Consider the following 25,445-nt stretch of genomic DNA (forward strand, 5'->3'; position numbering starts at 1 on the left):
GGGGGAACTCGGTGAAGGACAGGGTGTTGGCGCTCAGGTCGCTTGCGGTGTCAGCCTGCGCCGGCCTCTTTCAGGGCGGTGAGGATGGCGCGGGCGCTGTCGCTGTCCCATTCCGCGTCGCCGCGCAGGCGGGCGATCTCTTGTCCGTCGCGGTTCAGGATCACGGTGATCGGCAGGCCCAGAATGCTCATTTCCCGCGCCACCGCCTGCTTGGGGTCGGTATAGCGGGGCAGGTGGGTGATCCCGTATTCAGAGAAGAAACGGTCGATCCCGGCGGGGTTGTTGCGGCCCGTGGCCAAGGTTACCACGCGAAAGCCATCGTCCCCCATCTCGGCCTGAATGCGGTTCAGCCCCGGCATCTCTTTGCGGCAGGGTGCGCACCATGTGGCCCAGAAGTTCAGCAGTACGATCTCGCCCTCGAAATCGGCCAATGTCAGCGTGCTTCCATCCACGTCCCAAAAGGCCTGTTCCGACGCGGGCTTGGGCGTCTCGTGGAACACCAGCTTCTTCATGTCGCCGTCGCGCAGGGCATTCAGGCTGTCCAGATCGGTTTCGGCCTGCGCCAGAACGGGGGTCAGGGCCAGCAGCGTGGCCAGGATCACGGATTTCATCGCAGTCTCCTGTATTTCGTCCAGATGTGCCGTCTCGCCCCACAAGGTCAAGCGCGGCAGGCCCCAGCACGCGGGGTTGTGAAGCGATTTGCGCCGCCCCGGCGGCTTGCCTATAGAGTCGCGCAGGATTTCACAGCGAGGGTCACCATGGGCGAGCGGTCGAGCAATCAGATGTGGGGCGGGCGGTTCAGCGCCGGGCCCGACGCGATCATGGAGGCGATCAACGCCTCGATCAGCTATGACCAGCGTCTCAGCGATCAGGATATCACCGGGTCCAAGGCCCATGCCGCGATGCTGGCCGCGCAGGGCATCATCACTGGCGAGGATCTGGCCGCGATCACCGACGGTCTGACCCGCGTCAAGGCCGAGATCGACGGCGGCGAATTTGCCTTCTCGGCGGCGCTGGAAGACATCCATATGAACGTCGAGGCGCGGCTGCGCGAATTGATCGGCGCGGCGGCGGGCCGTCTGCACACCGCCCGGTCGCGCAACGATCAGGTGGCGACCGATTTCCGCCTGTGGGTGCGCGACCAATGCGATGCCGCCGTGCAGGGACTGGAGGCGCTGCAAAAGGCGTTGCTGTCGCAGGCCGAGGCCGGGGCCGACTGGGTGATGCCGGGCTTTACCCATCTGCAAACCGCCCAGCCGGTGACCTGGGGCCATCACATGATGGCCTATGTCGAAATGTTCGGCCGTGACAAGTCGCGCTTTGCCGATGCCCGCGCGCGGATGAACGAAAGCCCGCTGGGGGCGGCAGCATTGGCGGGCACCTCTTTCCCCATCGATCGCCATGCCACGGCGGCGGCATTGGGCTTTGACCGGCCCATGGCCAATTCGCTGGATGCGGTCAGCGACCGCGACTTCGCGCTGGAATTCCTGGCCGCCAGTTCGATCTGTGCGATGCATCTGTCGCGCCTGTCGGAAGAGCTGGTGATCTGGTCCTCGGCGCAGTTCCGTTTCGTGACGCTCTCGGACCGGTTCTCGACCGGTTCGTCGATCATGCCGCAGAAGAAGAACCCGGACGCGGCGGAACTGATTCGCGCCAAGATCGGTCGCATCGTCGGGGCCAATGTGGCGTTGCTGACGGTGATGAAGGGGCTGCCGCTGGCCTATTCCAAGGACATGCAGGAAGACAAGGAACAGGTCTTCGATGCCGCCGATACGCTGATGCTGGCGCTGGCGGCGATGACCGGGATGGCCACGGATATGACCGGCAACAAGGATGCGCTGGAGGCCGCGGCGTCCTCGGGATTCTCCACCGCAACCGATCTGGCAGACTGGCTGGTGCGAGAGTTGAACCTGCCGTTCCGCGACGCCCATCACGTCACCGGCGCGCTTGTGGCGATGGCCGAGGGTCGCGGTGTCGATCTGCCCGATCTCACCCTTGAGGACATGCAATCGGTACACGACGGCATCCGGGGGGATATCTTTGACGTGCTGGGTGTGCATAATTCGGTGGCAAGCCGCACCAGCTTTGGCGGCACCGCGCCCAGCCAGGTGCGGACCCAGATTGCCCGTTGGAGAGAGACCCTCACATGACCCTCGCCCGCCTGTACCGACTCTTCGCCGTTCTGATTCTGGCCGCCGGACTGAGTGCCTGTGGCCCCCCGCAGCCCGACCTTGGCGCCTCGGTGGGGCCCGGTGGGGCAGGGGCCCATGCCGGCGTGCAGTCGGGACGGGTCAGTGCCGGGGTCAGCACCTCGGGCACCTATGCGGCTGTCGACGTGGTGCAAACCGACAAGGTTGATGTGACCGTGGGCACCCATGGGGCCGGCGCTTCGGTCCGGGTCGGCAACAGCCCGGTGCGCATCGGTCTGGGAACTGGCGGCCTGAGGCTGGGCATCTGATGATCCGCCTCGCCGCGGCCTTCGGGCTGGCCTTTCTGCTGACCGGTTGCGGTCTGGAAGGCCCGCCGGTCGCCCCGCCGCCCAAGGAAAAACCCGCCACCGGCGTCAAGGTCACCGGCGATGCCCGTGTGGGCGTGGTCAAGCGCTGATCCGGCGCGACTTCCGCCGGGGCTGCCCTATGTGTCGGGAAACCCTGCAAGCGAGGTCCCGATGCACAACCTGCTGTCCTGGCGTGGCCTGTTCCTGATCCTTGCGATCTGGGGCGCCATCCATCCGATGTATTACTTCCTCCGCTTCATGCGGGTCGAAGGCGGCGGACTGGGCGGGTTGATCGACGCCTGGTACGTGAACGACAGCACCACCGGCCTGACCTGGGATCTGACCATTGCGGCCATCGCGCTGACGGTCTGGGTTGTTCGCGACACCCTGCAAACGCGGCGGTGGTCCTGCCTTCTGGCCATCCCGGCGACTTTCTGCATCGGTGTCAGCTGTGGCCTGCCGCTGTTTGCCTTCCTGCGGCTGGGCGGACGCTAGAGCCGCGTTTCCATCGCCATCTTGTGCGGGCAAGTGGCGGCGGCGGGGGCCGATAAGGGCAGCGGTCCCGCCCCGATCTGTTCTGTTGATTACCGGCAACTGTCTGCTAAGAGGCGCGGGTGTGAATTGCCGGGGGCCAGGGTCATGGATCATTTTCTCTATCGCGAGGGCGTACTGCACGCCGAGGATGTACCCGTGGCCGAGATTGCCGCGCAGGTCGGCACGCCGTTCTACTGCTATTCCGCCGCCACGCTGACCCGGCATTTCCGCCTGTTCGACGAGGCCCTGGACGGGCTGGAGCATCTGGTCTGCTTCGCGATGAAATCCAATTCCAACGTGGCGGTGCTGAAGCTGCTGGCCGCCGAGGGCGCCGGGATGGACGTGGTCTCGGGCGGCGAATATGCCCGCGCCAAGGCCGCCGGGGTGCCCGGTGACCGCATCGTGTTTTCCGGCGTTGGCAAGACCCGTGACGAAATGCGCGCGGCGCTGGAAGGCGGCATCCGCCAGTTCAACGTCGAATCCGAACCCGAGATGCGGGCGCTGTCCGAGGTCGCGGCCTCGATGGGTCTGCGCGCCCCGATCGCCATCCGGGTGAACCCGGACGTGGATGCCCGCACCCATGCCAAGATCGCGACCGGAAAGTCCGAGAACAAGTTCGGCATCCCGATTTCCCGCGCCCGCGAGGTTTATGCCGAGGCCGCCGCCCTGCCGGGGATCGAGGTTGTGGGCATTGACGTCCACATCGGCTCGCAACTGGTGGAGCTTGAGCCGTTCGAGCTGGCCTATACCAAGGTGGCCGAACTGACCCGCGCCCTGCGCGCCGACGGCCATGACATCCGCCGTCTGGATCTGGGCGGCGGTCTGGGCATCCCCTACACGCGGTCAAACGAGGCACCGCCGCTGCCGCGCGATTATGGCGATCTGATCAAGCGCACGGTGGGCGATCTGGGCTGCGAGGTCGAGATCGAGCCGGGCCGCCTGATTTCCGGCAATGCCGGCATCATGGTCAGCAAGGTGATCTATGTGAAATCCGGCGAGGGCCGGGATTTCCTGATCCTCGACGGGGCGATGAATGATCTGGTGCGCCCGTCCATGTACGACGCGCACCATGACATCGTGCCGGTGATCGAGCCCGCCGCCGGGGCCGAGCAGCAGCCCTACGACATCGTCGGCCCGGTCTGCGAATCGGGGGATACCTTTGCCCGGCAACGTCCGATGCCGGTGTTGCAACCCGACGATCTGGTCGCCTTCCGCTCGGCCGGGGCCTATGGCGCGGTGATGGCGTCGGAATACAACTCGCGCCCCCTGATCCCCGAGGTTCTGGTGCAGGGCGACAAATGGGCGGTGATCCGGGCGCGCCCCAGTTTCGAGGAAATGATCGGCCGCGATCGGGTGCCCGACTGGCTGGACGCCGACACCTGAGCGCTGCTGCCCGCGAAAAACCGCCCTGACAGGCATTTGTGATCGCCCCGGCCTTTGACCTTTTGCGACGCTGGGTTACCGTTTCAGCGTGAAACGCTGTATCCCAGCGCCGCGGAGGTCGGCATGACTTCTCCCTCCACCCGGATCCTCGATCCGGCCAAGCGTCTGCGCTGGCCGTTGCGGCTGACCCTTCTGGGGCTGGTGGCCGAACGTGGGGTGCGCGCCTTCTGGCCGCTCTGGGCCGTTCTGCTGACGGTCGTCGCGGTGGCCATGCTGGGGGTGCTGGAGCAGGCGCCGGTTGAACTCTACTGGGGTGCCTACCTGGGGGCTTCGCTGGCCGGGGTCTGGAGCCTGTGGTGGGCGCTGCGCCGGTTCCGCTGGCCGTCCTGGGTCGAGGCCGAAGAGCGGCTGGATGCCTCGCTGTCCGGACGCCCGATTGCGGCGCTGCGCGATGCGCAGGCAATCGGTGCCGGGGATGCCGGGTCGGAGCAGGTCTGGGCCGCGCATCGCTCGCGCATGGCGGCCAGGCTGTCCCGCGCCCGCGCCGTGGTGCCCGATCTGCACCTGTCGCGATTTGACCGCTATGGGCTGCGCTACACCGCGCTGACCCTGTTTGCGATAGCGCTTCTGTTCGGCTCGGTCCTGCGGCTCGATCCGGCGCACAACAGCCCGCTGGCGGGCTCGGGCACGGTGATCGCGGGCCCGTCTTGGGAAGGCTGGCTGACCCCGCCCGCCTATACCGGGCGGCCCAGCCTGTATCTGAACGACCTGCCGCCCGGCGCGCTGACCCTGCCTGCGGGCACCCGGATCGACCTGCGGCTCTACGGCAGGCCGGGCGATCTGGCGGTCTCGGAAACCGTCTCGGGCCGCACCGGCGAGCTGGACAGCGCCGCGGCCCCGTCGCAGGCCTTCGAAGTGACGCAAGCGGGCGAGTTGGCCATCCTTGGCGAAGGCGGGGCGGAATGGATCATCACGCTGGCCACCGATGCGCCGCCGCAGGTCGCGCCCGAGGGGCCGCTGGAAGTCAAAGTCGACGGCGAGTTTTCGCAGCCCTTTGCCGCCAGCGATGACTATGGCGTCGAGGCCGGAGAGGTCGAGTTCGCCCTTGATCTGCCGGCGGTGCCGCGCAGCTACGGTCTGGCCGCCGACCCCGACCCGCGCGCGCCGGTGATCGCCGCCCTGCCGATGCCGATCACCGGTGGGCGCGAGGCGTTCTCCGAGATCCTAGTCGAGGATTTCTCGAAACATCCCTGGGCCGGGCTGCCGGTGGTGATGACTTTCCGGGTGACCGATGCCGCCGGCAACACGGGCGCCAGCGATCCCCTGACCCTGACCCTGCCGGCGCGCCGGTTCTTCGAACCGCTGGCGCAGGCGCTGATCGAACAACGCCGCGATCTGCTGTGGGCGCGGGCCAACGCGCCGCGCGTGGCGCAGCTCTTGCGGGCGATTTCGCATCGGCCCGAAGACCTGTTCCAGATCCAGACCGATTATCTGCGGGTCCGCACCATCGCCCGCGCGCTGGAAGCCTCGGCACCCGCCGACATCGACCAGGAGTTGCAGGAGGACATGGCCGAAACCCTGTGGGAACTGGCCCTCAAGATCGAAGAAGGCGATCTATCCGATGCCATGGCGCGACTGCGCCGCGCGCAGGAAAAGCTGGCCGAAGCGATGCGCGACGGCGCCACGGACAGCGAAATCGATCAGTTGATGCAGGAACTGCGCGAAGCGATGCAGGACGTCATGCGCCAACTGGCACAGCAGCAGCGCGACAACGATCAGGAGCGTGAGTTCGCCGAAGGGCAGGAGATTACCGGCCAGCAGCTGGAAGACCTGCTCGACCGCCTGCAACAGCTGATGCAGGAAGGCCGGATGGCCGAGGCGCAGCAGTTGCTCGATCAGATCGCCCGGATGATGCAGAACATGCAGATGGCCCAGGGCCAGCCCGGCGGGCAGGGAAGCCAGGGCCAGCAGGCGCTGAACGGCTTGCGCGAGACCCTGCGCGACCAGCAGAACCTGTCCGACGATTCGTTCCAGGGGCTGCAGGGGCAGCAGCCGGGGCGCGAGCTGGGGCAAGGTCAGGGACAGCCCGGACAAGGCCAGCCCGGCCAGCCGGGGGGCGAAAACGGCGCCCCGCAGGGCACCGAGGGGCTGGCGCAGGATCTGGCCGACCGCCAGCAGGCGCTGCGCGACACCCTGCGCAACCAGCAGCAATCGCTGCCGGGTACCGGCGAAGGCTCGGACGCCGCGCGCGAGGCGCTGGAAGGGGCGGGCCGCGCCATGGATGAGGCCGAAGAGGCCTTGCGCCGCAACGATCTGGCCGGGGCCATGGACAGCCAGTCCGAGGCCATGGACCGCCTGCGCGACGGCATCCGCGATCTGGGCCGTGAACTGGCGCAGGAACAGCCGGGTCAGGGGCAGGGCGGCGAGCAGCTGGGCGAGACCGCCCCCGGCAACCGCCTTGATCCGCTGGGCCGCGAGGCCACTGGCGACGGTCAGTTCGGCACGCGCGAACGGCTGTTGCAGAACGAGGATGTCTATCGCCGCGCCCGCGACCTGCTGGACGAAATCCGCCGCCGGTCGGGCGACCAGTCCCGCCCCGAGGTCGAGTTGGACTACCTGCGCCGTTTGCTGGACCGGTTCTAGAGCGCCGAGCGTGGGGCCAGAAGCTGGCTGAGCGCCTCGATCAGTTGCGCCTGTACCCGGTTGCCATGGGCAATCACCAGATCCGCATAGGGCGTGCCTTGCGGCAGGATGGCCGCCACATGCGGCGCGGCCAGATATGCCCCCACCGCCAGACAGGCCAGCCCGGCGGTCAGCCCGAATCCCAGACGAAAGCCGGTCCGCCGCCGCCGTTGCGCGATCACCGCCAATTCGGTCGAGGAGATCGGCACTGGCAGATCGCGTCCAGGCCTTGCCTGTTCAGCGGTGGCCCCGGCCGCGGTCAGAAGCGGCGGCTGCGGGCTGCGGGTGGCAGCACCGGGATCTTCCACTGCCGCTTCGGTATCGGGCGTCAGCGGCGTCCCAGAGGTCTCTGCGGCCTTCAGGCGGGCCAGACGGGCGCTGGCGCCCGAGGGCGCGGCGGGTTCCGGCGTTGCGGCAGCGGGCGGCAGGACGTCCTCCTTGCCGGCGCGCACCGCCGCCTCGCGCTTGGCTTCTTCGCGCAGCACCGACAACAGGCTTGGGTCCAGTTCCCGCCGGGGCGAGGGCGCGCCGGTTTCCGTGTCCAGCCGGGCTGTCGTGTCGGGGGGCAGGGCGTCTTCGGCGTCTTCGGCGTCTTCTTCGTCACGCGCCTTGTCACGCGGCGCCACAACCGCTGCCGCGCCGGTCAGCGGAAGCTGGTACCAGGCGTGGGCGCAGCGGGCACATTGGACCTCGCGCCCGGCGGCGGGGATGGCCGCGTCGGGTATGTCGTATTTCGCCTGACAGTCAGGACAGATGATCCGCATGTGCTCGCTCAAGCGCCCTTTCGGTTCGGTGCGGCGACTATAGGCTTCCCGCCGCGCCGGCGCAAAGCATCGTGCGGTTGCGCTTGGCAGGGCGGGCAGGCATAGACAGGCGGAATTGACGCGGGAGGGGAACGGCGTGCAGGCGATTCAATGGCTTCGGTCACTGATCTTCAACGGCCAGATGTATCTGATGATGGCGGTTCTGGCGGTGGTCTATACCCCTTGGGCCATTTTCGACCGACGTGGCGCCTTCGCTGGCATCCGGGCCTATTGCCGCTATGTGCGCTGGTCGGCTGGCTGGATGATCGGCCTGAAGTCCGAGATTCGCGGCGAGGTCCCCCGCGACGAGGTGATGATCGCCTCGAAACATCAGAGTTTCTTCGACATCATCATGATCTGCTCGGTCGTGCCGCGGCCCAAGTTCATCATGAAGAAGCAACTGGTGCGGGCGCCGATCCTGGGCTGGTACGCCCTGCGCATCGGCTGCGTGCCGGTAGATCGCGGCAAGCGCGGGCCGGCGATGGAACAGATGGTCCGGGACGTGGCCGCCGGGCGCAGCTTGCCGGGCCAGCTTATCATCTATCCGCAGGGCACCCGCGTCGCACCGCGCGCCACGCTGCCGTACAAGATCGGCACCGGGGTGCTGTACCGCAAGCTGGGCCAGCCCTGCGTGCCCGCGGCCACCAATGTCGGGGTGTTCTGGCCGCGGTCGGGGGTGTTGCGCAAACCCGGTACTGCGGTGGTGGACTTTCTGGATCCGATCCCGCCGGGTCAGGAAATCGGGACCTTCATGACCGCGCTTGAGGAGGTTGTCGAGACCCGCTCGAAGCTTCTGATGGCCGAGGCCGGCCTGAAGTTTGACGCAACGTAATTTTTTTGCATCAGACGGCGTTCCGGCGGATCTATCACGTGGTTTTCACATGACTTGTTAGGGATTCTCGGTCTTAGTGGACGTATGGATTTCTCAGCTGCCAAGATGATTCCATGGAAAACGTGACCAAAGCCCTGATCCTCATCGCCGCTGGCGTTGTGCCCGTCGCCACTCTTGCGCAAGAGCCGGGGGAGTTCGGACTGGGCTTCGGCCTGTCCACCCTGGGCGCCACGCTGGAAGGCACCTATCGCGTCAGCGATCGCTTTGGCCTGCGCGTGCCGGTGGGCTACCTGTCGGTCGACGACAAGGAAACCGACGACGGCATCAAGTATGATTACGAGGCTCAGCTGGGCGGCATTGGCCTGCTGGGGGACTACTACACCGGGATCGGTGGGCTCAGGGTCACCGGCGGCGCCATGTTCAGCGGCTATGACGTGGATGGCACCGGGCGCGGCAGCGGAACCGTGGGCAACAACAGCTACAACAACGTGAACCTGCGCTACAGCGCCGACACCACGAACTCGGTGATGCCGATGATTTCGCTGGGCTACGACGGCCAGGTCAGCCCGCGCTGGACCCTCAGCGCCGATCTTGGGGCGATGTACACCGGGGGTTTTGATGTGTCGCTGACGGACAAGTCGGGGCAGGTGTCGCAAGCCGACCTGAACAAGGAAATCAAGGACGCCGAGGATGATGCCCCCAATGTCCTGCCCTATGTGAAGTTCACCGCGACCTTCCGCTTCTGACCGGCCCGCCGGATCAGCCGGCCAGCCCCTGACGGCCCATGTCCAGGTATTTCTTGCGCCGCGCTTTCACCAGCGCTGCGGCATCCATGCCTTCCATCTCTTCCAGAAGTTCCGAGATTGCACGGCCGACACGGCGGATGGTCTTCTTGGGATCGCGCTGCGCGCCGCCGACGGGTTCGGCGATGATCTGATCGATGACGCCCAGCTGCTGCAGGTCTTGCGCGGTCAGGCGCAGGGCCTCGGCGGCTTCACGCATCTTCTGGGCGTTCTTCCACAGGATCGAGGCGCAGCCTTCGGGCGAGATCACCGAATAGACCGAATGTTCCAGCATCGCGACCTTGTTGGCGGTGGCAAAGGCCACGGCGCCGCCCGAGCCGCCTTCGCCGATGATGACCGAGACCAGCGGCACGCCGATCTGCAGGCATTTTTCGGTTGAACGGGCAATGGCTTCGGACTGGCCGCGCTCTTCGGCACCCTTGCCGGGATAGGCACCGGGGGTATCCACCAGCGTCACCACCGGCAGGCGGAAGCGGTCGGCCAGATCCATCAGTCGCACGGCCTTGCGATAGCCTTCGGGCCGCGCCATGCCGAAATTGTGGTGCAGGCGGGTCTGGGTGTCATGGCCCTTTTCATGGCCGATCACCATCACCGGCTGATCGTTGAACCGCGCCAGCCCGCCCAGGACCGCCTGATCGTCGGCGAAGTTCCGGTCGCCGGCCAGCGGCGTGTATTCCGTGAACAGCTCGCGGATGTAGTCCTTGCAGTTCGGCCGGTCGGGATGCCGCGCCACCTGGCATTTGCGCCAGGGCGTCAGGTCGGAATAGAGCGTTTTCAGAAGGTCGGCGGCTTTCTTGTCCAGCCCCGCGGCCTCGCCCGCCACATCCATCCCTTCATTGGACCGCGCCAGGGCGCGCAACTCTTCGGCTTTGCCTTCGATTTCGGCGAGCGGTTTTTCGAAGTCGAGATAGGTATGCATGGCCACTCCAGGGATCGTCGGGCGGTATATGACCCTGCCGGCGGCGGATTGCAACGGCGGTACGCGGCGACCTTCACGGATCAGGGGTCAGGACCGATGGACGGGGGCCGAGTGGCCCCCGCCGGAACGCAGCCTTATTCGGCGGCGTCCTGGTAGTCTTCCAGCGGTGGGCAGGTGCACACCAGGTGGCGGTCGCCATAGACATTGTCCACCCGGCCCACGGGTGGCCAGTACTTGTCCACCCGGAACGCGCCCGCCGGGAAGCAGGCGGCCTCGCGGGTATAGGGGCGGTCCCATTCGGCCACCAGGTCGGCGGTGGTGTGGGGGGCGTTCTTCAGCGGGTTGTTGTCCCGGTCGATCCGCCCCTCGGCCACATCGGCGATCTCGTCGCGGATCGCCAGCATCGCCGCACAAAAGCGGTCCAGCTCGGCCTTGGTTTCCGATTCGGTGGGCTCGACCATCAGCGTGCCGGACACCGGCCAGCTCATGGTCGGGGCGTGGAAGCCGTGATCGATCAGCCGCTTGGCAATGTCATCGACGGTGATGCCCGCCTCGGCATAGGGGCGGGTGTCGAGGATGCACTCATGCGCCACGCGCCCGTTCTGGCCCTTGAACAGGATGTCGAAGGCGCCCTCCAGCCGCTTGGCGATGTAGTTGGCGTTCAGGATCGCCACCTTGGTCGCCTGCGTCAGCCCCTCGCCGCCCATCATCAGCACATAGGCCCAGGAAATCGGCAGGATCGAGGGCGAGCCATAGGGCGCGGCACTGACCGGGCCTTCACTGCCACCGGTGGCCGGATGGCCGGGCAGATAGGGCGCCAGATGTGCCTTTACGCCGATGGGGCCCATGCCGGGGCCGCCGCCGCCATGCGGGATGCAGAAGGTCTTGTGCAGGTTCAGGTGGCTGACGTCCGAGCCGATCTCGCCGGGTTTCGACAGGCCGACCATGGCGTTCAGGTTGGCGCCGTCCAGATAGACTTGGCCCCCGTACTTGTGGGTGATGTCGCAGACCTCGCGCACCGTGTCCTCGAACACGCCGTGGGTCGAGGGATAGGTGATCATGCAGGCGGCCAGGTTGTCGCCCGCCGCCTCGGCCTTCTTGCGGAAGTCGCCAAGGTCGATATCGCCGTTGGCGGTGCAGGCCACCACAACCACTTTCATGCCGCACATCTGCGCCGAGGCCGGGTTGGTGCCATGGGCATTGACCGGGATCAGGCAGATGTTGCGAAGGCTGTCGCCGCGCGCCCTGTGATAGGCGGCGATGGTCAGAAGTCCCGCGTATTCGCCCTGCGCGCCCGAATTGGGCTGCATCGACATGTCGTCATAGCCGGTGATGGTGCACAACGCTGCGCTGAGTTCCCTGATCAGGGTGGTATAGCCCTTCACCTGATCCACCGGGGCAAAGGGGTGGATCTTGGAAAACTCGGGCCAGCTCACCGGCATCATCTCGGCCGCCGAGTTCAGCTTCATGGTGCAGGAGCCCAGCGGAATCATCGCCCGGTCCAGCGCCAGATCGCGATCCGACAGACGGCGCATATAGCGCATCATCTCGGTCTCGGCCCGGTTCATGTGGAACACCGGATGGGTCATGAACGCGCTTTCACGGATCAGCCCGTCGGGCACCCGGTAGTGCGGGGTCCAGTCGTCATCCTTGCGGTCGATGCCGAAGGCGCGCCAGACGGCCTCGATGGTGGCGGGGCGGGTGCATTCGTCCAGCGAAATGCCGATGCGGTCCTCGCCGATCTTGCGCAGGTTGATGCCCTCGGCCAGTGCCGATTTCAGGATCACCCCCTGCATCGGACCGGTGTTGACGGTGACGGTGTCGAAATAGGCTTCCGGCTCCACCTGGAAGCCGCCTTCTTCCAGCCCGCGCACCATGCGCACGGTCTTGCGATGGATCCGCTGGGCGATGGCCTTCAGCCCCTTGGGCCCGTGGAACACACCGTAGAACGACGCGATAACCGCCAGCAGCGCCTGCGCGGTGCAGACGTTGGATGTCGCCTTCTCGCGCCGGATGTGCTGTTCGCGGGTCTGCAGCGACAGCCGGTAGGCGAGGTCGCCGTGGCTGTCCACCGAGACCCCCACCAGCCGACCGGGCATCGACCGCTTGTAGTTGTCGCGGCAGGCCAGATAGGCCGCGTGCGGACCGCCATAGCCCAGCGGCACCCCGAAACGCTGGGTCGAGCCGACGGCGATGTCGGCCCCCATGGCACCGGGTTCCTTCAGGATGGTCAGCGCCAGCGGATCGGCGGACAGGATGGCCGCTGCCTTGGCTGCGTGCAGGTCCGCGATCACATCGGTGAAGTCGCGCAGGTGGCCATAGGTGCCCGGATACTGGAAGATCGCACCAAAGACGGATCCCGGGTCCAGATCCTCGGGCGCGCCCACGACAATCTCGATCCCCAGCGGCGCGGCGCGGGTCTGCATGACGGCGATACTCTGCGGATGGCAGTTTTCGTCGACGAAGAAGGCCGTGGCCTTCGATTTCGACCCGCGTTGCGCCATGGTCATCGCTTCGGCACAGGCCGTGGCCTCGTCCAGCAGCGAGGCATTGGCGATCTCAAGCCCGGTCAGGTCCGAAATCATGGTCTGGTAGTTCAGCAGCGCCTCAAGGCGGCCCTGGCTGATTTCGGGCTGGTAGGGCGTATACGAGGTGTACCACGCCGGGTTCTCGAACACGTTGCGCTGGATCGCCGGGGGCATGACGGTGTCATGGTAGCCCATGCCGATCAGCGAGGTCAGAACCGTGTTCTGCTTGGCCACCTCGGCCATGTGATACAGAAGCTCGCGCTCCGACTTGGGGCGGCCCAGCTTCAGAGGCTCGGCCTGGCGGATGCTGGCCGGGACGGTTTCGTCGATCAGGTCGTCCAGGGACGCCGCACCGACCACTTTCAGCATCTCGGCCATTTCTTCCGGCGAAGGGCCGATATGGCGCCTGTTGGCAAAGTCATAGGGCAGGTAATCGGTGGGCGTGAAGGGCATGTCGCGGTCCTTATCCGATGAATTTCGCGTAGCCGTCGGCATCCATCATGTCATCCATCTGGGATGCATCCGATGCCTTCATCTTGAAGAACCAGCCGTCGCCTTGCGGGTCTTCGTTCACCAGTTCGGGGTTGGCAACGATGGCGTCGTTGACCTCGACGATGGTGCCGTCGATGGGGGCCATGATGTCCGAGGCGGCCTTGACCGACTCGATCACCACGATCTCGTCATCCTTGGCGACCTCGATATCGGTGTCGGGCATTTCGACGAACACCAGATCGCCCAATTGGGTGGCCGCATGTTCGGTGATGCCGACCACGATCAGACCATCTTCCTCGCGCAGCCATTCATGTTCTTCGGTGAATTTCATCTCGGATCTCCAGTGGGTCAGCGTTTATAGGTGGCAGGGCGGAACGGCATGTCCACCACGGTGGCGGGCAGGCGTTTGCCGCGCACCTCGCCATAGATCGTGCCGCCCGTGTCTGCGTGGGCGGCGGTGACATAGCCCATGGACATGGGCGCCTCGATGGTGGGGCCAAAGGCGCCCGAAGTGATCTGCCCGATGGGTTCGCCGCCGTCGGCCTCGGCAAAAAGCGGCGTGCCGGCGCGCATCGGCGCACGGCCGTCGGGGCGCAGGCCGACAAGCTTGCGGGCGGGACCGCCCGTCAGTTCGGCCAGGATGCGCGCGGCGCCGGGAAATCCGCCTTCGCGGGCACCCCCTGTGCGGCGCACCTTCTGGATGGCCCATGTCAGACCGGCCTCGACCGGGCTGGTGGTGGTGTCCAGATCCGAGCCGTAAAGGCACAGCCCGGCTTCCAGCCGCAGGCTGTCGCGGGCGCCAAGGCCGATGGGCGCCACCGCGTCGTTGTCCAGCAGGGCACGGGCGAAAGCCTCGGCCTGATCGCCGGGCATGGAAATCTCGAACCCGTCCTCGCCGGTGTAGCCCGAGCGCGAGATCCACAGCTCGCCGAAGGCGTTGTCTGTCACGATCACATCCATGAACCGCATGTCGCGCGCGGCGGGCGCAAGAGCGGCCAGCGCCTCCTCGGCTGCGGGGCCTTGCAGGGCGATCAGGCCGCGGTCGGGGATCGGGGTGATTTCGCAGGTGTCCGACAGATGCGCTTGCAGATGCGCCAGATCGGCGTCCTTGCAGGCGGCGTTGACCACAAGGAACAGGTGATCGCCGCGATTGGCGATCATCAGGTCATCCAGAATGCCGCCTTCGTCGTTGGTGAACATGCCATAGCGTTGCCGCCCGTCGGCCAGTCCGGCGATGGCGGCCGGCACCAGCGTTTCCAGCGCCAGCGCGGCATCGGCCACATCGCCCGATTTCGGCGTCAGCAGGATCTGACCCATGTGGCTGACATCGAACAACCCGGCTTCGGCGCGGCAATGCAGGTGTTCCTTCAGCACGCCGGGCTTGTATTGCACCGGCATGTCATAGCCCGCGAAGGCCGTCATCTTGGCCCCCAGCGACAGGTGCATGGCGTGTAGCGGTGTCTGTTTCAAATCGCCCATGTCGGCTCCTCTGGTCGGCGCCGGGCAGGGGACCGGCATCAGGCAGGTGCCATGCACCCGAGATGCCCCCTCTGTCCGATTGCCTGAGATCGTTATCCCTTCGGCGGACGCGTTTTGCGCCTCTCTCCAGAGTCTCTCTGCACGACGGTCCGGTTGCCTGAGAGTTTACCGGGGCGGTTGCTCCTTCGGCACTGGATCAGTCCAGATTCTCCCACCGTGCCTGAATCTGCTAGCCCAGCAAATTCGCTCAGGCAAGAGAAAATGTCTGATTTGCGTGCTGTTACGGCGCTGGTGCCCTTGCCCGTGGCGGTGGTGGCTGGAAGTCCCGCATTCTGGACTGTATGTAGCCCCGAAATCGGCACGCGACGGGCGTGGCGTCCAAGGCACCGGACAGGGGGTTTCATGTCGGGATCGAAGGAACTGGAAACAGAAGCGAACAAGCGCATTCTGGTGCTGGACGGGGCCATGGGGACGATGATTCAGCGGCACAAGCCCGATGAGTCCAGTTACCGGGGAACCCGATTCGCCGACCATCCGCGCGACGTGGGCGGCAACAACGAGTTGCTGAGCCTGACCCAGCCGCAAATGATCCGCGACATTCACGAGGATTTCCTGCGCGCCGGGGCCGATATCCTGACCACCAACACCTTCGGGGCCAACCGGATCAGCCAGGCCGATTATGGCATGGAGGAGCTGTCCTACGAGATGAACCGGGCCTCGGTGGAACTTGCGCGCGAGGCCATCGCCCGCGTCGGTGGCAAGCGGCGCTGGGTCGCGGGCGGCATCGGGCCGACCAACCAGACCGCCTCGATCAGCCCGGATGTGAACGATCCGGGCTATCGCGGGGTGACGTTCGACCAGCTGGCCGCCGCCTATGGCGAGGCCGCGCGGGGGCTGATCGAAGGCGGCTGCGATATCCTTCTGGTGGAAACCATCTTCGACACGCTGAACGCCAAGGCCGCGCTGTTCGCGATCGACAGCCTGCGCGACGAAGGGCTGGAGATTCCGCCCATCATCATCTCGGGCACCATCACCGACCGTTCGGGCCGGACCCTGACCGGGCAGACGCCCGAGGCCTTCTGGGTCTCCATGTCCCACGCCAAACCCTTTGCGGTGGGCCTGAACTGCGCCCTTGGCGCGGCCGAGATGCGCGCCCATGTGCGCACCATCGGCGAGGTCGCGGACACGTTGATCAGTGCCTATCCCAATGCCGGATTGCCCAATGAAATGGGCGGCTATGACGAGACGCCGGAAGAAACCGCCGCGCATCTGGAAGAATGGGCCAACAGTGGGCTTGTGAACCTTGTGGGCGGTTGCTGCGGCACCACGCCCGAACACATCGCGGCGATTGCCAAGGCGGTGGAGGGCAAATCGCCCCGCAAGGTGCCGGCCTCGCGTCAGCGCCTGCGCCTGTCAGGGCTTGAGATGTTCGAAGCGGAGGGCGCGGCATGAGCATCGCACGCTTCATCAACATCGGCGAACGCACCAACGTCACCGGCTCGGCCAAGTTCAAGAAATTGATCATGGCCGATGACTATCCCGCCGCGCTGGACGTGGCGCGGCAACAGGTGGAAAACGGCGCCCAGATCATCGACATCAACATGGACGAGGGATTGCTGGACGCCGAGAAGGCGATGACCACCTTCCTCAACCTGATTGCGGCGGAGCCCGACATTTCCCGCGTGCCGATCATGCTGGACAGCTCGAAATTCGAGGTGATCGAGGCCGGGCTGAAATGCGTGCAGGGACGCTGTGTGGTCAATTCGATCTCGCTGAAGGAAGGCGAAGCGGCGTTTCTGGAACAGGCCCGGATCGTGCGCCGTTATGGTGCGGCCGTGGTGGTCATGGCCTTCGACGAGGGCGGACAGGCCGAAACCGCCCAGCACAAGTTCGAGATCTGCAAACGGTCCTATGACCTGCTGACCCAGAAGGCGGGCTTCGATCCGTGGGACATCATCTTCGATCCCAACATCTTCGCCGTGGCGACCGGGATCGAAGAGCACAACGACTATGCGGTGGCATTCTTCGACGCCACGCGGATGATCAAGGAAGCGATGCCGCTGACCCATGTGTCGGGCGGTCTGTCGAACGTCTCGTTCAGTTTCCGGGGCAACAACGCGGTGCGCGAGGCGATGCATTCGGCCTTCCTGTACCACGCCATCCCGCTGGGGCTGGACATGGCCATCGTCAACGCCGGACAGATCACCGTCTATGACGACATCCCCGAGGAACTGCGCGAGCGGGTCGAGGATGTGCTGCTGAACCGCCGCGATGATGCCACCGACCGCCTGCTGGAGATCGCCGACAAGTACAAGGGCGCCGGAGAGGCGTCGAAGAAGGCCGATCCGAAATGGCGCGAGGCGCCGGTACAGGAGCGTCTGCGCCACGCACTGGTGCATGGCATCACCGATTTCGTCATCGCCGATACCGAAGAATGCCGTCTGGCCGCCGACAAGCCGCTGGACGTGATCGAAGGCCCGTTGATGGACGGGATGAACGTGGTCGGCGACCTGTTCGGCGAAGGCAAGATGTTCCTGCCGCAGGTGGTGAAATCGGCCCGCGTGATGAAGGCCGCCGTGGGCCATCTGATCCCCTATATGGAAGAAGAAAAGAAGCGTTCGGGCGACACGTCGGCCAAGGGCAAGATCCTGATGGCGACGGTGAAGGGCGATGTGCATGACATCGGCAAGAACATCGTCGGCGTCGTCTTGCAGTGCAACAATTACGACGTGGTCGATCTGGGCGTGATGGTGCCCGCCGAGGATATCCTGAACCGCGCGCGGGAAGAAAAGGCCGATATCATCGGGCTGTCGGGGCTGATCACGCCCTCGCTGGACCGGATGGTCGATGTGGCCTCGGAAATGACCCGGCAGGGCATGGATCTGCCGCTGCTGATCGGCGGGGCGACGACCTCGAAGAAGCACACGGCGCTGAAGGTTGCGCCGGAGTATGATCATGGCGTTGTGCATGTGGATGATGCCTCCAAGGCCGTTGGCGTGGTCTCGACCCTGCTCAGCGCCGCCCGCAAGCCCGATTTCCTGGCCCAGATCGCGGCCCAGCAGGAAGCCTTGCGTGTGGGCCGCGCCGATGCCGGGGACCGCGTCGGCACCAATCTGACCGACGCCCGCGCCAATGCCTTCGATGGCGGGTGGAAGACCTATTCGCCGCCCGCGCCGCAAACGCCGGGTCTGTCGGTCATTGACGACATGAGCATCGCGGATATCGAGCCCTACATCGACTGGTCGCCGTTCTTCTGGACCTGGGAAATGCGCGGCAAGTACCCGCAGATCCTTAAGCATCCGCAGATGGGGCCGACGGCGCGGGATCTGTTCGAAAACGCGCAGGCGATGCTGGCCCGGATCAAGGAAGAAGGCTGGTTCACCCCGCGCGGGGTGGTGGGCTTGTGGCCGGCCAACAGCGACGGCGACGACATCATCGTCTGGAGCGACGAGTCCCGCACGGCCGAGGCCACGCGCTTCCCGATGCTGCGCCAACAGGGCGGAAAATCCGCCGGACGGGCCAACATGTGCCTGTCGGATTTCGTCGCACCCATTGGCACGCCGGACTGGGTTGGCGGCTTCGCGGTCAACACCGGCCCCGAGGTTCACGAGATCGCCGAACGCTACAAGGCCGAGGGCAACGACTACGACTCGATCCTGGTGCAATCGCTGGGCGACCGACTGGCCGAGGCCTTTGCCGAGGCGCTGCATGCGCGCGTGCGCCGGGCGCTTTGGGGGTATGCGGCAGACGAAAAACTGTCGAATGACGATTTGATTTCAGAGACCTACCGGGGCATCCGCCCGGCGGCGGGCTATCCGGCCAGCCCCGATCACAGCGAAAAACGGCGCCTGTTCGACATGTTGGGCGCACCGGAGAACGCCGGTCTGGTCCTGACCGAAAGCTGCGCCATGTGGCCGGCCTCGGCGGTGTCGGGCCTGTATTTTGCCCATCCCGACAGCGCCTATTTCGGCATCGGTCGCATTGGCGAGGATCAGGCAGTGGACTATGCCCGGCGCAAGGGCGTTACCCTTGAGGAAATCGAGGGCTGGCTTGCGCCGAATTTGGGGTATAAGCCGAAATCGAAGCCAAGGACGACCGACAGCGCCGCCTGACCTTGCCCCACCCCGGTTCTGGCCGTGCCCAAGGAGAGATGAGATATGAGTGCGAAAAGCTGGCTGTTTACCAGTGAATCCGTGTCCGAAGGGCATCCCGACAAAGTTTGCGACCGCATTTCGGACGCCGTATTGGATGCTTTCCTGACAGCAGACCCGCATTCCCGTGTGGCCTGCGAAACCCTGGCCACCACCGATCATGTGACCATCGCCGGCGAGGTGCGCGGCCCCAATGAAGTGCGCCAGCGCGTCGAGGAAATCGCCCGCGATGCGATCCGCGACATCGGGTATGAGCAGGACGGGTTTTCGTGGAAGACCTGCGCCGTTGAAAACCTGCTGCACGAGCAATCCGCCGACATCGCGCAGGGCGTGGATGAAGGCAGCAAGGGCGAAGAGGGTGCCGGCGATCAGGGCATCATGTTCGGCTATGCCTGCACTGAAACCCCGGAACTGATGCCGGCACCGATCCTGCTGGCCCACCGCATTCTGCGGACCATGGCCGAGGATCGCAAATCCGGCGTGCAGCAGGGCTTTGGCCCCGATGCCAAAAGCCAGGTCACCCTGCGCTATGAAGATGGCAAGCCGGTTGCGGTGGATGCCGTCGTGGTCTCGACCCAGCACGCCGAGGAACTGGGCACCGAAGGCGTGCGCGAACTGGTCCGCCCCTATGTGACCGCCGCCATGCCCGAAGGCTGGCAGGTGTCCGACAAGCGCCTGATCGTGAACCCCACCGGGCGCTTCGTGATCGGCGGCCCCGATGGCGACGCCGGTCTGACCGGGCGCAAGATCATCGTCGACACCTATGGCGGCGCGGCTCCGCATGGCGGCGGCGCGTTCTCGGGCAAGGATCCCACCAAGGTGGACCGCTCGGCGGCCTATGTGGCGCGCTACCTGGCCAAGAACGTCGTCGCGGCGGGTCTGGCCGAGAAATGCCTGATCCAGTTGGCCTATGCCATCGGCGTACCGGAACCCGTGGCGGTCTATGTGGACACGCAAGGCACCGGCCGGGCGGATGAAGACGCGATCTCGAAGACCTTGCAGGAGATGGTGCGCCTGACCCCGCGCGGCATCCGCAACCAGCTGGACCTGCTGAAACCGATCTATGCCCGCACCTCGGCCTACGGCCACTTCGGTCGCGCCCCGGATCCCGATGGCGGGTTTTCCTGGGAAAAGACCGATCTGGCCGACGAACTGGCCCGGATCTACGGCACCGACAAGATCAGCGCCTGACCCAAGACCCGCGCCGTCCCATTGGGGCGGCGCGCGCGGTTTGGCGGGGTGCCCGCCTTGCCGGGTCCGGTGCGGGGTGCTAGCTGCACCTCCAACACACATGAAATGATGAGCTGCGGAGCAAGCACGTGACCGATTACATCGTCAAGGATATTTCGCTGGCCGGATTCGGCCGCAAGGAACTGAACATCGCCGAAACCGAAATGCCGGGGCTGATGTCCCTGCGCGAGGAATACGGCGAGAGCAAACCGCTGAAGGGTGCCCGTATCGTCGGCTCGCTGCACATGACCATCCAGACCGCGGTTCTGATCGAAACACTGGTCGATCTGGGCGCCGATGTCCGCTGGGCTTCGTGCAACATCTTTTCGACGCAGGACCACGCCGCCGCGGCCATCGCCGAGGCCGGTGTGCCGGTCTTTGCCGTCAAGGGCCAGTCGCTGGAAGAGCATTGGGACTACCTGGATCGCTCCTTCATGTTCCCGGACGGTCCGAACCTGATCCTCGACGATGGCGGCGACGCGACGCTGTATGTTCTGCTGGGCGCGCGCGCCGAAGCCGGCGAAGACATCATCCCGGTGCCGACCTCGGAAGAGGAAGAGGCCATCAAGGCGCAGATCGCCAAGCGCATGGCCGCAAGCCCCGGCTGGTTCACCAAGACCCGTGACCAGATCGTTGGTGTTTCGGAAGAAACCACCACCGGCGTGCACCGCCTGTACGAACTGGTCAAGGAAGGCCAGCTTCCGTTCCCGGCAATCAACGTCAACGACAGCGTCACCAAGTCGAAATTCGACAACAAGTACGGCTGCAAGGAATCGCTGGTCGACGGCATCCGCCGCGCCACCGACACCATGATGGCCGGCAAGGTTGCCGTGGTCTGCGGCTATGGCGACGTGGGCAAGGGCTCGGCGGCCTCGCTGCGTGGCGCCGGTGCCCGCGTGAAGGTGACCGAGGTTGACCCGATCTGCGCGCTGCAAGCTGCCATGGACGGGTTCGAAGTGGTGACGCTGGAGGACGAGGTCGCCAGCGCCGATATCTTCATCACCACCACCGGCAACAAGGACATCATCCGCATCGAGCATATGCGCGAGATGAAGGATATGGCCATCGTCGGCAACATCGGCCACTTCGACAACGAGATCCAGGTCGCGGCCCTGAAGAACCACAAGTGGACCAACATCAAGGAACAGGTGGACATGATCGAGATGCCCTCGGGCAACCGCATCATCCTGCTGTCCGAAGGCCGCCTGCTGAACCTCGGCAATGCCACCGGCCACCCGTCCTTCGTGATGTCGGCCAGCTTCACCAATCAGGTGCTGGCGCAGATCGAATTGTGGACGCGGGGCGACGCCTACAAGAACGACGTCTACATCCTGCCCAAGCACCTGGATGAAAAGGTCGCGCGCCTGCATCTCAAGCGGATCGGCGTGAAGCTGACGGAACTGAGCGCCGAACAGGCCGCCTATATCGGCGTGAAGCCGGAAGGCCCGTTCAAGCCCGAGCACTACCGCTACTGAGGCGGCCCGGGCAGCGCGGCCCCGCCCCGCTGCCCGTCACTTGCGAAAAACGAAGAACCCGAACGGGGCCCGGTCCGACAGGCCCAGCGGCGTGCCATAGGTGGTGCTGAGCGCTTCGGCAAACCCGTCGAACGGCGTCAGGAACCCCGGTTCCAGCTTCATCTGGCCGCAAACACGGTGCAGCATGTCCTTGGCCCGCAATCCCAGCGGCATCTCGGCGCCCGGGTTCAGGCAGGTCACTTCGGAAAAGCCCAGCGATCGGCCCAGTTTGGCCATTCGGTCGATCGAGAACTGGAACTTGTCCTCGACCTGCGCCAGCGCATCGCGATCGCCGATCAGGTTGCCATGCTTGATGGCCGACCGGCCTGCCACGGCGGTCAGCACCTGCCGCTCTTTCTTGTCAAAGACATGTCCGCTCATCTCTGCCGCCAGCAGGATGTTCTGCGCCAGCAGCGAGGCAAAGGCATGCACGTCGAGGATCGGTTCCCCGAACACGCAGGCACCGCCGGGTTTTGTCAGCTTGTGACATTGCGCCAGCGTGTCCTCGAACCGCGCGATGTGGTGCAGGATGGAATGGCCGATCACCGCGTCGAACCCGCCGGGGTGAAAGGGCAGGGCGTTGCCGTCGACCAGCGCCAGCGACACGTTCTCGGTCCCGGTGTCCGACAGGCGCCCGATCAGGCGCTTCAGGAACCCCGCCGAGATGTCGGTGGACAGGATGCTTTCGAAATATGGCTCCTGTGCCAGTCCGAGGGTCAGGTTGCCGGACCCGGCCCCGATCTCCAGCACATGCGCGGCGCGCCCGACGCCTGCGCCCTGCAACAGCCGCGCATAGGTGGCGGCGATCTGGTGCGAAGCCTGGCCGACCCCGTGGTCCGCGTCATAGCTGTCCAGATCCAGCAGCGTGTCGCGGCTGCGGTCAGCGCGCAGATCAAGGATGCCGTCCGTGCGGGGAAAAGGGGCCTTGCAGGCGGTGCAGTCGGTGGTTTCCGGCACAACCGGCACCCAGGACTGACAGGCAGGGCATTGAAACTGCGGGGCGGTGTCGGACATGGGGCAACTCGTGGACTGGCAGGGTTGGCGCGACCTTAGGGCCGGGGTCGGCGATTGTCACGCGGCCCTACCGGCACGGTAAAACCAGCCGCAAGGATGCGAGAGGGGTGCACGCCGCGCGTGTTTCTGGCATAGCTCGTCCCATACGCAAGACGCGGAGGATGGTATGAGTTCAGGTCTTTTGGCACTACTGGATGACGTGGTGGCGATTGCCAAGGTGGCGGCGGCCTCGGTGGATGATACCGCCGCGCTGGCGGCCAAGGCCGGGGCGAAATCGGCCGGCGTGGTGATCGACGACGCCGCCGTCACCCCGCGCTACGTGGTGGGTTTCACCGCCGAGCGTGAATTGCCGATCATCTACAAGATCACCCGCGGCTCCCTGCGCAACAAGCTTCTGGTGCTCTTGCCCGGCGCGCTGATCCTCAGCCTGCTGGCGCCATGGGCAATCACGCCGATCCTGATGTTTGGCGGGTTGTTCCTGTGTTTCGAAGGCGCCGAGAAGGTGCTGGAAATGCTGCACCCCCATGCTCACGGCCATGGCGAGGGAGAAGAGGCCGCCCCTGGCACGCCCGAGGGGCTGGAAGATCGGCGCGTCGCCAGTGCCATCAAGACCGATTTCATCCTGTCGGCTGAAATCATGGCCATCACCCTGTCGGCGGTGCCCGAAGCCACCTTCTGGCAGAAGGCGATGGTGCTGGCCCTGGTCGGCACCGGCATCACGCTGGTGGTCTACGGGTCGGTCGCGCTGATCGTGAAGGCCGATGACGTGGGCGTGGCCATGTCCCAGCGCGGGCGGCTGGGTATGACCCGATCTTTGGGGCGCGGGATCGTGCGTGTGATGCCGGGGTTCCTGAAACTGCTGGCGACCATCGGCACGGTGGCGATGCTCTGGGTTGGCGGCGGCATCCTGCTGCATGGCGCCGAAGTGCTTGGGCTGGCCGCGCCTGCGCATTGGGTGCATGACGCCGCACATGCTCTGGGGCATATGGCGGGCGACCTGGAGGGCGTGGTGTCGTGGCTGGTGACGGCGCTGCTGTCGGTGGCGGTCGGCTTCGTTCTGGGCCTGATCCTTGTGCCGATTGTTACAAAGGCGATCGTTCCGCTGGTGCAGGGGCTGCGCGGCAACAGGGGTTGACCCCTGCGGCGTGTTATTCTGTGACAAGCGGGCGGCTTTGCGCTATGCGCCCCGCAAAGCCGTTGCAGGAGACTTCTGATGAGTGAACGCGTGCCCCAGGTGGCCGGAATTGGCAACCCGCTGGTCGATGTGCTGGCCTCCATCGACCCCGAAGGTCCCGCCCGTCACGGGCTGATTGTGGGCGAGATGCATCTGGTCGATGCCGAGACCGCCGCCAAGCTTTACGCCGAGATCGGGCCGGGGGTGCAGCAATCGGGCGGCTCGGTCGCCAACACCATCGCGCATATCGGCGATCTGGGATTGCAGGGCACCTTTCTGGGGCAAGTGGCCGACGATGATCTGGGCGCGGTGTTCCGTCGGGACATGGCTGAACTGGGCATCACGGTGCCGGTGACCTCCCTGACCGATGGCACGGCAACGGGCCATTGCGTGGTGATGGTGACCCCGGATGGCGAACGCACCATGTCCACCCATCTGGGCGCCTGCGAGCGGCTGGTGCCGGGCGTGATGCCCGACGCGCTGCCGCCCGAAACCGAGATCCTGCTGATCGAGGGCTATCATTTCGACGTTCCCGAGGGGGCGGCCAACATCGCGCATGCGGTGGAGCTGGCCCATGGCGTCGGCGCGAAAGTGGCGCTGACACCCTCGGACCCGGCCTGTGTCGAACGTCAGCGCGACGCCATGCTGGCGCTGATCGAAGGCGATTGCGACATCCTTATCGGCAACGAGTTGGAACTGGCGGCATTGTCGTCGGCGCGCGATCCGATGAGCGCCCTGCACTGGGCGCTGGATCATGTCAGCACCGTCGCCCTGACCCGCAGCGAACATGGCGCGCTGGTCAGCGATGGCGGCCCGGTGGTTCAGATCGCAGCGGTGCCGGTGGCCAAGGTCGTGGACAGCACCGGTGCGGGCGATGCCTTTGCCGCCGGCTTCCTGGGCGGGCTGGCCATGGGCGAGGATGTGACCCAGGCGGGGGACCGTGGTGCCGCGCTGGCTGCACGGGTCATCTGCCACATGGGCGCGCGGCAAAGCCGGGTGTCCTGAAACGGCCGCTCTTCTGAACAAGGACCGGGGCGGCGCGGCGTGCCGCCCCTTGTCCGGTCAGTCCTTGCTGGGTTGGACCATCCAGTAAAGGATGATCAGCGTGCCGATGAGGGGCAGCAGGATCAGCAGCATCCACCAGCCGTTGCGGCCGATGTCGTGCAGGCGGCGGACCCCGACCGCGAGATAGGGCAAAAGCAGCGCAAGGCTGGCGATGGCCGAGATTGGCTGGCCAGCTTCGGGCCCGGTGCCGAAGATCACAGAGTCGAGGATACTGCCGCCCAACCCGACAAGGATCACGAACAGGACGAACCACCAGAACTCGGGCCGCGTCGCCCGTCCCGAGAAGGTGGCGTATTTGCTCAGGCAGGTCTGAATGGCGGTCTGGAAGTTCATCAGGTGTCTCCG

At 65.6% G+C, this 25,445-nt stretch carries 20 protein-coding genes, 1 pseudogene and 2 riboswitches; of the genes and pseudogenes, 13 read left to right on the forward strand and 8 right to left on the reverse strand.

Features of this window, described 5'->3' with window-relative positions; genetic code table 11:
- Positions 1-50: 50 nt before the first annotated feature.
- Entirely contained in the window at positions 51-611 is a 561-nt protein-coding gene (locus H8B03_RS04870) for a TlpA disulfide reductase family protein (RefSeq protein WP_193140604.1), read from the reverse strand.
- A gap of 147 nt (positions 612-758) precedes the next feature.
- On the opposite strand from H8B03_RS04870, the gene argH reads away from it, so the two are divergent.
- From argH to H8B03_RS04900, 6 genes are all read left to right on the forward strand, one after another.
- Positions 759-2,150 (forward strand): argininosuccinate lyase, encoded by a 1,392-nt coding sequence (gene argH, locus H8B03_RS04875; RefSeq protein ID WP_193140605.1) that lies wholly within the window; start codon positions 759-761, stop codon positions 2,148-2,150.
- Entirely contained in the window at positions 2,147-2,458 is a 312-nt protein-coding gene (locus tag H8B03_RS04880) for a hypothetical protein (protein WP_193140606.1), read from the forward strand. The genes argH and H8B03_RS04880 overlap by 4 nt, the downstream gene beginning before the upstream one ends.
- Positions 2,458-2,607 carry an argininosuccinate lyase gene (locus H8B03_RS04885; RefSeq protein ID WP_193140607.1) on the forward strand — a complete coding sequence of 50 codons (150 nt, stop codon included), beginning with the start codon at positions 2,458-2,460 and terminating at the stop codon, positions 2,605-2,607. Before H8B03_RS04880 ends, H8B03_RS04885 begins: the two co-directional genes overlap by 1 nt.
- A 61-nt stretch (positions 2,608-2,668) precedes the next feature.
- Entirely contained in the window at positions 2,669-2,992 is a 324-nt protein-coding gene (locus H8B03_RS04890; RefSeq protein WP_394355445.1) for a DUF2834 domain-containing protein, read from the forward strand.
- 144 nt (positions 2,993-3,136) lie between these two features.
- The gene (gene lysA / locus H8B03_RS04895; RefSeq protein ID WP_193140608.1) at positions 3,137-4,414 is read left to right on the forward strand and encodes a diaminopimelate decarboxylase; all 1,278 of its coding nucleotides are present in this window, start codon (positions 3,137-3,139) and stop codon (positions 4,412-4,414) included.
- A gap of 123 nt (positions 4,415-4,537) precedes the next feature.
- Positions 4,538-7,057, forward strand: coding sequence for a TIGR02302 family protein (locus H8B03_RS04900; RefSeq protein WP_193140609.1), 2,520 nt, complete (start codon positions 4,538-4,540; stop codon positions 7,055-7,057).
- Here the strand turns inward: H8B03_RS04900 and H8B03_RS04905 are convergent.
- On the reverse strand, positions 7,054-7,872 hold the full coding sequence (locus tag H8B03_RS04905) for a zinc-ribbon domain-containing protein (RefSeq protein ID WP_193140610.1): 819 nt from the start codon (positions 7,870-7,872) through the stop codon (positions 7,054-7,056). The genes H8B03_RS04900 and H8B03_RS04905 overlap by 4 nt on opposite strands.
- A 169-nt stretch (positions 7,873-8,041) precedes the next feature.
- On the opposite strand from H8B03_RS04905, the gene H8B03_RS04910 reads away from it, so the two are divergent.
- Positions 8,042-8,731, forward strand: a complete 690-nt coding sequence (locus tag H8B03_RS04910; RefSeq protein ID WP_193140762.1) for a 1-acyl-sn-glycerol-3-phosphate acyltransferase — start codon at positions 8,042-8,044, stop codon at positions 8,729-8,731.
- Between the two features lie 113 nt (positions 8,732-8,844).
- On the forward strand, positions 8,845-9,477 hold the full coding sequence (locus tag H8B03_RS04915) for a hypothetical protein (RefSeq protein ID WP_193140611.1): 633 nt from the start codon (positions 8,845-8,847) through the stop codon (positions 9,475-9,477).
- 13 nt (positions 9,478-9,490) lie between these two features.
- Here H8B03_RS04915 and H8B03_RS04920 read toward each other — a convergent pair whose 3' ends face one another.
- From H8B03_RS04920 to gcvT, 4 genes are all read right to left on the reverse strand, one after another.
- A complete protein-coding gene (locus tag H8B03_RS04920) occupies positions 9,491-10,453 on the reverse strand; it encodes an acetyl-CoA carboxylase carboxyltransferase subunit alpha (RefSeq protein WP_193140612.1) in 963 nt (320 codons plus the stop codon).
- Positions 10,454-10,587: 134 nt separating this feature from the next.
- Positions 10,588-13,434 carry an aminomethyl-transferring glycine dehydrogenase gene (gcvP, locus tag H8B03_RS04925; RefSeq protein ID WP_193140613.1) on the reverse strand — a complete coding sequence of 949 codons (2,847 nt, stop codon included), beginning with the start codon at positions 13,432-13,434 and terminating at the stop codon, positions 10,588-10,590.
- Positions 13,435-13,444: 10 nt separating this feature from the next.
- A complete protein-coding gene (gene gcvH / locus H8B03_RS04930) occupies positions 13,445-13,804 on the reverse strand; it encodes a glycine cleavage system protein GcvH (RefSeq protein WP_193140614.1) in 360 nt (119 codons plus the stop codon).
- Positions 13,805-13,821: 17 nt separating this feature from the next.
- Entirely contained in the window at positions 13,822-14,952 is a 1,131-nt protein-coding gene (gene gcvT / locus H8B03_RS04935) for a glycine cleavage system aminomethyltransferase GcvT (protein ID WP_193140615.1), read from the reverse strand.
- Positions 14,953-15,021: 69 nt separating this feature from the next.
- Positions 15,022-15,084: riboswitch (glycine riboswitch) on the reverse strand.
- A gap of 3 nt (positions 15,085-15,087) precedes the next feature.
- Positions 15,088-15,176, reverse strand: a riboswitch (glycine riboswitch).
- A gap of 178 nt (positions 15,177-15,354) precedes the next feature.
- On the opposite strand from gcvT, the pseudogene metH reads away from it, so the two are divergent.
- The 3 genes and pseudogenes from metH (at position 15,355) to ahcY (ending at position 21,808) form a co-directional block, all read left to right on the forward strand.
- Positions 15,355-19,064, forward strand: a pseudogene (gene metH / locus H8B03_RS04945) (methionine synthase).
- Positions 19,065-19,109: 45 nt separating this feature from the next.
- On the forward strand, positions 19,110-20,294 hold the full coding sequence (gene metK / locus H8B03_RS04950; protein WP_193140618.1) for a methionine adenosyltransferase: 1,185 nt from the start codon (positions 19,110-19,112) through the stop codon (positions 20,292-20,294).
- Positions 20,295-20,422: 128 nt separating this feature from the next.
- A complete protein-coding gene (gene ahcY, locus H8B03_RS04955) occupies positions 20,423-21,808 on the forward strand; it encodes an adenosylhomocysteinase (protein WP_193140619.1) in 1,386 nt (461 codons plus the stop codon).
- A 36-nt stretch (positions 21,809-21,844) separates the two neighbouring features.
- Here the strand turns inward: ahcY and H8B03_RS04960 are convergent, their stop codons facing one another.
- Positions 21,845-22,861, reverse strand: a complete 1,017-nt coding sequence (locus H8B03_RS04960) for a class I SAM-dependent methyltransferase (protein WP_193140620.1) — start codon at positions 22,859-22,861, stop codon at positions 21,845-21,847.
- Between the two features lie 166 nt (positions 22,862-23,027).
- On the opposite strand from H8B03_RS04960, the gene H8B03_RS04965 reads away from it, so the two are divergent.
- Both H8B03_RS04965 and H8B03_RS04970 read left to right on the forward strand, forming a co-directional pair.
- Positions 23,028-23,996 carry a DUF808 domain-containing protein gene (locus H8B03_RS04965; protein ID WP_193140621.1) on the forward strand — a complete coding sequence of 323 codons (969 nt, stop codon included), beginning with the start codon at positions 23,028-23,030 and terminating at the stop codon, positions 23,994-23,996.
- 78 nt (positions 23,997-24,074) lie between these two features.
- Positions 24,075-25,040: an adenosine kinase gene (locus H8B03_RS04970; RefSeq protein WP_193140622.1), complete on the forward strand. Its 966-nt coding sequence runs from the start codon at positions 24,075-24,077 to the stop codon at positions 25,038-25,040.
- A gap of 57 nt (positions 25,041-25,097) precedes the next feature.
- On the opposite strand, the gene H8B03_RS04975 is transcribed toward H8B03_RS04970, so the two are convergent.
- Positions 25,098-25,433, reverse strand: coding sequence for a DUF805 domain-containing protein (locus tag H8B03_RS04975; protein ID WP_193140623.1), 336 nt, complete (start codon positions 25,431-25,433; stop codon positions 25,098-25,100).
- Positions 25,434-25,445 lie beyond the last annotated feature (12 nt).

It is taken from the genome of Meridianimarinicoccus sp. MJW13 (assembly GCF_014901205.1).
In the GTDB taxonomy this organism is placed as follows: Bacteria; Pseudomonadota; Alphaproteobacteria; order Rhodobacterales; family Rhodobacteraceae; genus Meridianimarinicoccus.